This is a genomic window from Faecalispora jeddahensis, assembly GCF_000577335.1.
GTDB classification, from domain to species: Bacteria; Bacillota; Clostridia; order Oscillospirales; family Acutalibacteraceae; genus Faecalispora; species Faecalispora jeddahensis.
Window position 1 is genome coordinate 1 of the sequence record NZ_CBYL010000078.1, and the last position, 8,470, is coordinate 8,470.

At 48.2% G+C, this 8,470-nt stretch carries 5 protein-coding genes and 1 other annotated feature; all 5 genes read left to right on the plus strand.

Annotation, left to right across the window (positions count from 1 at the left end):
- Positions 1-87: 87 nt before the first annotated feature.
- Positions 88-5,301: a SpaA isopeptide-forming pilin-related protein gene (locus TY09_RS18710; protein ID WP_207640409.1), complete on the plus strand. Its 5,214-nt coding sequence runs from the start codon at positions 88-90 to the stop codon at positions 5,299-5,301.
- Positions 5,288-6,091, plus strand: coding sequence for a class B sortase (locus TY09_RS17030; protein WP_042436849.1), 804 nt, complete (start codon positions 5,288-5,290; stop codon positions 6,089-6,091). Before TY09_RS18710 ends, TY09_RS17030 begins: the two co-directional genes overlap by 14 nt.
- Positions 6,092-6,213: 122 nt before the next feature.
- Positions 6,214-6,600 (plus strand): desulfoferrodoxin family protein, encoded by a 387-nt coding sequence (locus TY09_RS17035; RefSeq protein ID WP_009059854.1) that lies wholly within the window; start codon positions 6,214-6,216, stop codon positions 6,598-6,600.
- Between the two features lie 193 nt (positions 6,601-6,793).
- On the plus strand, positions 6,794-7,600 hold the full coding sequence (locus TY09_RS17040) for an MBL fold metallo-hydrolase (RefSeq protein WP_042436852.1): 807 nt from the start codon (positions 6,794-6,796) through the stop codon (positions 7,598-7,600).
- Between the two features lie 93 nt (positions 7,601-7,693).
- Positions 7,694-7,757: a sequence feature (sodium ion sensor (DUF1646 type); this cis-regulatory element may regulate processes involved in with the transportation of sodium ions), on the plus strand.
- A gap of 275 nt (positions 7,758-8,032) precedes the next feature.
- Positions 8,033-8,470 (plus strand): sodium ion-translocating decarboxylase subunit beta (locus tag TY09_RS17045; RefSeq protein WP_042436855.1); only part of this gene is annotated, 438 nt, incomplete at its 3' end.

Below are 8,470 nucleotides of genomic sequence, written 5' to 3' on the forward strand. Positions count from 1 at the left end.
TTTAAGGATACTTCGAAGATTACCGCCACTATTGATGAAAAAAAATCTTTTAAATTAAATTTTAATTTTGAATTAATTGATGCGCAATTGAAATCCAATTTTGAAACGGCAATAGCAGAATATGTAAACGAGACGTTTCCTGAGCTAACTTCTGATGAGGCGAAACAATTCAAATGTGAAGAGATTTACGGGAATTTAACTGATGATGATGCAGATGATTTCACTGGCTATGTTGAGATAAAAAATAAACTGTTGGCCCTGAACACTGGCTTTGAGTTCAAGCTGTCTTTGGAGGAGGGCGCTTTTGACCTAAGCGAAGATGTTCTGAAAGAATTGCTTAAAACAAAGGACTTGGTCATTACAGAAGAGGGCGGTCTAAAAAACGAAACAGTAGGAACCTATTCCATTACGCAGGACGACGCGAGCAAACCGAACTTACTGACCGTTACCGCGACGCTGGATCCGCGCGTTTATAAATGGGCTGATGTTTCCGCGGGTGCGTCTATCGGGCTGAAGATTATAAAAGATGGCACTGGCGAAGAAGAGCCCATAATCAAAGAAGAGGGAGACAAAATCAACGTTGAAGTAGGCTTCAACGGCGGCGGTAGCACCGACCCCGGTACGTCTGACCCTTATACGATTACGAAAGAATTCGCCAAAGATACTGTGGATGCTGCTGGAAATATCGTTATAAGTAAGACGGATAACGAACATTTCCTGACCTATGTCATTACCGCGAAAGCGCCAAAGGACAAATCACTGGCCGATATGACCATCAAAGATCTGGTTCCCGCAGGCTTAGCCGTGAGTGAAGTGAAGTTGAATGACGTAGGAGAAGCTTTAACCAGGGACACGGATTATACGATTAAAACAGAGTCGGGCAGAGACTCCTTGGAGTATAAAATTCCGGAGGACTATACTGGCAATACGATAACACTCACGGTTACCACCATGTTGACTGAAGAAAATTATAGAGAATATATTAATATTAAGAACGGGAAACCCATCGTAGAGTTCAAAAACAAGGCGGAGCTCTATGGAACGGATTCCCAAAAACCAGACGCCGTAAGTGGTGAAATAACTGCTAAATTGAACGGTCAGTTTATGGATAAACAGGGCGAGCGTGTTGGCCTGAACAGCCCTTTATGGGACTGGACGATCACCGCGAACACGTATTTTACCGGAACGACTGGTACGGTGTACCTGATCGACTCGATTCAGGGAATCAAAGATACTCATATGTATGAAAAAAACGATTTGCATCAGGTAGTATTTCAATTAAATGAAAAGGATGATATAGCGAAGGACAAAACATCTTCCTTGCCCTCAGAAATATATTCCTATGCGGATCTGTCGGGTACAGGCAAAACTTCTGCCGAGAAGAAAAACTGGCTTGATTCCATTACCAATTTCGGTACTGTTGAAAATCCCGAGCATAAACCGGTTTATTATACCAATGGGGACGAAGCGGTTCTGATTATTCCGCTGGATGTTAGTGAGCTGAACAAACCGCTAAAGGTTACGTATCAAACAAAAGCGATTGATACGATTGGGAATGAGGCTGTAAACAAAACACTGAAGAACGAGGCGACCATGCTGTGGTATGGTGTGTACGGTCCGGGCGGCCCGGGCACGGGCGGCGGCGGTGAAATTCCCGAGTTTTCTTTCAATATTGATAAGAACGTAAACATGAATTACGATTTTCTGCAGAAAACTGCAGGAAACCTCGATAGCAAGTGGGACACGAAAGATTATAACCCCAAAACACGTACAATGACATGGACGTTTGAGGTCAATTACAGCAATAAGGATATTACAGACGCTGTAGTTAAGGACTACCTGCGCAACGATGTGCAGGAGTTTAAGAGTCTTATCGCCGTTAAAAAGACGGAAGCGGAGCCTGACGGAACATCTGTTGAAATTCCTGAGGGCGGCTCATCAGAACCAAACTATACCTTAACGCCTATTGATTCTACCGATTTGGAACACCCGAATACGACGCTTTTGACGATTAACTTGGGAGATATTGCGGCAGGTGAAGTTTATGTTTTAACCCTGAAAACCACTGTGGTAGCCCCCGATATTTTAAACAATAACAATTCGAATCCTAATTCTAATTCCACAGACCCTTCTGACGATAACGAAAACCTGATTGAAAATTCGGCAACCTTCAGTGGGATTGTTGACGGGCAGTCCAAAACGCAGATCGCTTCCGATAAAGCGAACCTGCCCAACACCATTCTGGTCAAGGACAACATCGATCCGAATGGAACGGTAAAGAACTACTACGATTTTGCAGGCAACCAGCTGTACTGGCGCGTGAGAATCAACCAGAACCACGCGAACATTGCGGCAGGAGCAGTTCTGACGGATACCGTGCCGACGCATACGACATTTGATCAACTGGTTTCCGTCAAGCAGATTCCGAGGAATTCTGATGGCTCGGATGGTACGGCGACACCATATCCTGTGAATAAGTCGGTCCCAAGCGATGGCTCCGAGGAATCCATAAGCATCGGTAGCCAAACCGTTAAAATGAAGAATGATGGATTCGATACGAGTGATGCTGAAAATCCACGTCAGAAGGTACAATTTAAATTCGAGAGTGCCTTCTATGACACCTACGAGTTGGTCTTTACCACAAAAGTAGACGATACTTACCGTACAACAATGGGTAAAAATCTAAGTACTGCATACCCGTTTACAAATGATTCTAACCTGACTGGCGAAGTGGTGAATGCTGTACCGGAAGAATCAAACGGTGCAATCGATCTAAACGATTCCGCGACACATACGGTTCGGGTTCCCGCCGTCGGGAAGCAGGGGCAATACGCTAAGATGGATGGCTCAGAGGTGGTTCCCCATGTGAAGTGGCAGATTCTGTTGAATGCCGGTGGCGTTGATATGAAAGGTGCCAAACTGGAGGATACACTGAAAGAATGTTTCCAGTTGGATCAGACGACCCTATCGATCAAAGCGGTTGATCCGTCAAGCATTTCGGAAAAAGGACCCATTATCTTTGAGGCCGACCCTAAAGCGATGAAGGAATATACGACAACCGGCGGGGAATTGAAAAGTGAATTTAACCCGACGGTGAAAAATTCCGGGTTCTCTTTCACAATCCCGAATACGTATGCCAAAACCCCCTTGCTGGTTACGTTTACCACTTTGGTGGTCGCCCCGGTTAAACCGGAGGATATGACCAACAAAGTCACGCTTACATGGAGCAATGGCGACACGACGAATACCAATGACCAAAAGCCCCATGACGCTGCGGAAGTAACGTGGAGCGATTTTGCCAGTGCCAGCACCAGAGCGCAGCTGCGTGTGCTGAAAACCAGCAGCAATAGCACTGGCTTGGATACAAATGCACCTGACTTCCGACTGCCCGGGGCAGAATTCACCTTGACCCCGATGAAATATGAGGCTGGAAAATGGGTAGCGGATGGTGAGACGCTGACAAAGAAAACTGCATCTAACGGAATGATTTATTTCCTCTATCTGGAGAAGGATAGGGTATATCAGCTGAAAGAAACAGTGACTCCTGAGGGCTACAAAAAGGAGTCCAAAGAAGGCTACTATATATTCCCCAGTAAAACCGACGATTCCACCCTGCCGGTTAACCTTCCAGAAAAAATCAATAAAATTTATTCTGAGAACTATGCGAAAAATACCGTTATTGTAAACGTGCCTCAAAAAGCGGATGCGAATACGTATTCTTTCTCCTTTACAAAGCAGAGCGACGACGGAAATCCCGCTCTGGGGGCAACGTTTACCCTTACCAAAGCTGGTTTGCAAACCAAGCAAGTAAATAGCGATAAAGATGGCTCGGTGAAATTTGAGAATCTGGATCCCGGAAGCTACACGCTGAAAGAAACGACTGCTCCCGGCGGGTTCCGTCTTCTGTCCGCCTCTGTCACGGTTACCATTAGCACAACTGGGGACCTTACTGTGTCGCCGGCTGACGGTTTCTTACAGAAATCTGTTGATGATGGCTACATCGTCTCCAACACCCGCATTCGGGGAACGGTAACGCTGCAAAAACAGGATTCAGTCGATGCTTCTGCCGTGACTGGCGCGAAATTTACAGTGTACAGTAAAACCGAAAAGGACGATAAGGGTCAGGATAAGGCGGTGGCCTATCTGATCGAGAGCAGTACCACCCCCGGACTGTATGAACTTTCTGATTTAGACACACCGGCTAAAAATGCGGCGGGCGATTTGTATTTTAAGACAGATGGATTGATGGCGGGTGATTATACTCTGAAAGAAACCACCACGCCCAAAAGTTATCAGCCGGATGTCGATCCTGCTGACCCGAAGAAGCCGCTTCGTTCGCATGATTTCTCCATCACGACGAATGGGCAAGTGGTCCAAATCAGCAATAATGGCAGCGATGTCTTTACCAATGTGCCTGTTGGTTCCATCGTCGGTCAGAAAGTGATTGCCAGTTCCGGCCTTCCGTTGGCTGGCGCGACCATCGGCTTGTTTAACGCAGCAGAAACCAATTTGATCAAAGACAAGGCCATTGCTACCGTTTTGAGCGAAAATGATGGTTCTTTTACCTTCTCTAACCTGCTTTACGGAACATACAAGATTGCCGAAGTGGCTGCACCCGGGCGGTATCTAGTGAATACCAGTGCGGTGTTTACGGTAACGGTCAATCAGAATAAGCAGTCAATCACAACAGATGACAGCGGCAACGCAATTCTGATCGCCAATGCCCGTCGTTCCAGTGGCGGTGGAGGCGGCGGAGGCGGAGGCGGTAATCCTGGAGGCGGCAGCGACGAGGGCTATATCGTGATCCAGAAATCCTCCGAAGATGGTGTGCTTTCCGGTTTTACCTTTGAGATTACGGACGGCAATACCTATACCGAACGCTTCGTAACGGATGCAGACGGCCGCATTATGACTGGCGAGCTGCCGAAGGGAACTTATACCGTCCGTGAAATTGCGGAAGAGGGAGTGACAGACAGATACGAGCTCCCGAAGGCGCAGACAGTACGTATTTCCGGAGTAGGCACAAAGCTCAACTTCGAAAACAAATTGCTCCCTGAATTCATTCCGCCGGACGAAGTTCCTTTGGGCGGTGGAGGCGGAACAGAACCGTCCTCACCTGTAGAAGAGATTCCCGATAACGACGTTCCAAAGGGAACCGTCGAAACCTTTGGGCCGAAAACCGGCTATACCGGCGCATCGCCTTTGTGGGCGCTGATGCTGGGCCTGTCGTTGGCCGGCCTGGGGTATTCCGTGATTTCTCTGCTGGTTTCCAGGAAAAAGGGCCGTCATGTCGACAAATAGGCAGACGGTAAAACGCCGTTTGACCGTAGCGGGATGCATCCTGTTCAGCGTTTTGGCTTTGATTTCCGGAACGATCCTGTTTCTGGATTACCAGCGTCAGATCACGGCAGACAAAGGGTTTGAAGATCTTCGCATAACTCTATCTGAAGATGTGCCATCAGCCGCCGGAGAGACCTCCTCTCCGGCGGCTATTCCCAAAACACCCGGGGAACGGTATGGCCAGTTGGCACAGCAAAACTCCGACCTGGCCGGGTGGATTCAGATTGAGGGCACCTCGATCAATTACCCGGTGATGCAGACCCCAAAAGACCCGGATTATTACCTCGATCACGATTTTCAGCACAAGTACAGCCCTTATGGGGTTCCGTATGCGGATTCCCGCAGCGATTTGTCCGGCGGCAATGTGCTGATTTACGGGCATCACACCAAAAACAAGGGGATGTTCGGCGCTCTTGTCGATTACGAAAAGCAGTCCTATTATCAAGAGCATCCGATGATCCTGTTCGATACGCTGGAGCAGTATGGCTTTTATCAGATTGTGATGGTCGTCAAAACCACCGCGCTGCTGAATGACCCCAATGCGTTCGATTATACCAAAGCCGCCTTTTCTTCGGATGAAAAGGAATTTCAAACGTTTGTCGCTGCGTGTAAAAAGCGCGAGCTGTACCAAACCGGCGAAAGCGTATCATTCGGGGATCGGCTTCTGCTGCTGTCAACCTGCGAGTATTCCAGGGAGGATGGCCGCCTGCTGATTGTTGCAAAGCAGGTGAAAACAGCGGATATAAAATAGCTGGCGCCCTGGTAATCTTTGTAAATGAATTTTGCCGTCACAGGTAGATTTTACCGACGGAATGAGATATAATTTATGTGACGGCAATCGCCGTTTTACGACAATTGGAAAGGAGCAAAAATATGAACAAGGAACAAAAATTCTTTATCTGTAAGCATTGCGGCAATTTGGTTGGAATGATCTTCAGCTCCGGCGTACCCATGGTATGCTGTGGGGAGAAAATGACCGAGCTGGTTGCAAATACGACTGATGCCGCTACCGAGAAGCACGTTCCCGTTGTGACCGTTGAAGGGAATACCGTTACTGCTGTTGTCGGCAGTGTAGAGCATCCCATGCTGCCGGAGCACTATATCCAGTGGATTTATCTGCTGACCACCACGGGCGGCCACCGCACGGCTCTTCAGCCCGGCGAGGCCCCGAAAGCCGTATTTACATTACAGGACGATGAAAAGCCGGTTGCGGTCTATGAATACTGCAATCTGCACGGCCTGTGGAAAACAGAGCTGTAATTCACACTCTGTGCCTTTATTTGTTTCAAATCGCAGCAGAAAAAGGTTTCCGAAAGGGAATGTTTCTCCGGAAGAGCGTTTTCTGCTGCTGCGGCAAAAGGCATCTTACTTTCGTAAGATGCCTTTTGTCCTATCCGGTTCTGGCCATCGGGCAGGCGCCCGATGGAATGATTCAGAAAGAGGAGGCGTATCATTGAAACTGACGGTTCTGGTCGATAACAATACCTATATCAATCAGTATTATCTGGGGGAGCCCGGCGCCTGCTATTATATTGAGGATGGCAGCGAAAAAATCCTGCTCGATACCGGTTATTCCGATATTGCCGGGAAAAATGCACGCAAAATGGGGATCGACCTCGGCGGATTGACGAAGATTGTGTTCTCCCACGGGCACAACGATCACACGGGCGGGCTGCAGTATTTGAAGGACGAATACGATTTGTCAAACGTGCAGATCATTTCGCACCCGGATACCTGGAAAGCAAAGCGGTTTGAAACGGAAAGCATCGGCGCGTCTTTTTCAGAGCGGGAAATCGAAGGAATCGGCCGTCTGCGTCTGACAAAGGAGCCGATCCGGCTCAGCGAGCATCTTTTCTTCCTCGGTGAGATTCCAACCGTGTGCGATTTTGAACCCCGCCTGGCTTTGGGGGAACAAAAAGCAGGGGAGGACTTCTGCGACGACTATGTGATGGATGATTCTGCCTTGGCCTACTGCGGGGACGACGGTGTTTTTGTCATCACCGGCTGTTCGCACAGCGGCATCTGCAATATTATAGAGCAGGCGAAAAGGGTGTGCGGTACTCAAACAGTCACGGGTGTGATCGGCGGGTTTCATCTGTTTCAGGTGAATGAAAGAGTAAAGGCTACCATCCGATATTTCGAGGAAGCGGGAATTCGGCAGCTGTATCCCTGCCACTGTACCTCGTTTGCCGTCCGCGCGGCAATCCATGAAAAAATCCCCGTAAAAGAAGTCGGCGTGGGCTTTACGCTCTCTTTATGAGACAAGCAGGATGGAAAAATCTATTTTTGAGGAATGCTTGACTTCTGTCGAAAACTTGAGTATAATAGGCACAAATTGAAAATACAAAATACCGGTTGGGCAGGATTCGTTTTCGGATTCTTGTTTTCAAGATTTTGAGCTTTAAGGGTGGGAAGCTTCTGTATGAAGCGTTCCGCCCTTTTTTGTCGTCTTTTTTCCGGTGCTTCTTACAGAGCATAACTCCCCCTTTGGTAAGCCGGTCATGGCGTTAAGAGAGAAAGGGAGGATCGAAATGACTGTGTCGGAAGCTGCATTGGTTGGTGTTTTCTGCATGTCTCTCGTATTTGGGATTTTGGCGGTATTGTACTTCTTGATTCGAATTTTTACCGTTGGAATCCGCAAATTTGAAAGCGGGCGCACAGAAAAAACAGATCATAGATAGGAGGAAGGACATTGTTTATTGAAGCGATTCAAACGCTGATTCAGAGTTCGGGTTTTGCGGCTCTAACCTGGCAAAGCTTAGTCATGATTGTACTGTCACTTGTGTTGATTTATTTTGCGATCGTCAAAAAATTCGAGCCGCTGCTCCTTTTGCCCATCGCATTCGGAATGCTGCTCATCAATCTGCCCATTACCGGGCTGATGGACGCACCGGCGAACGGGCAGGCGGGCGGTTTGCTCTATTACTTATATCAGGGCGTAAAGCTGGGGATTTACCCGTCGCTGATCTTTTTAGGGATCGGCACCATGACGGATTTTGGCCCGCTGATTGCCCGGCCGAGCAGTCTGTTTTTGGGCGCGGGAGCGCAGTTCGGTATTGTTATTGCATTTATTGTGGCGGTGGCCCTGGGCTTTGCCCCAGAGGAGGCGGCGTCGATCGGTATCATCGGC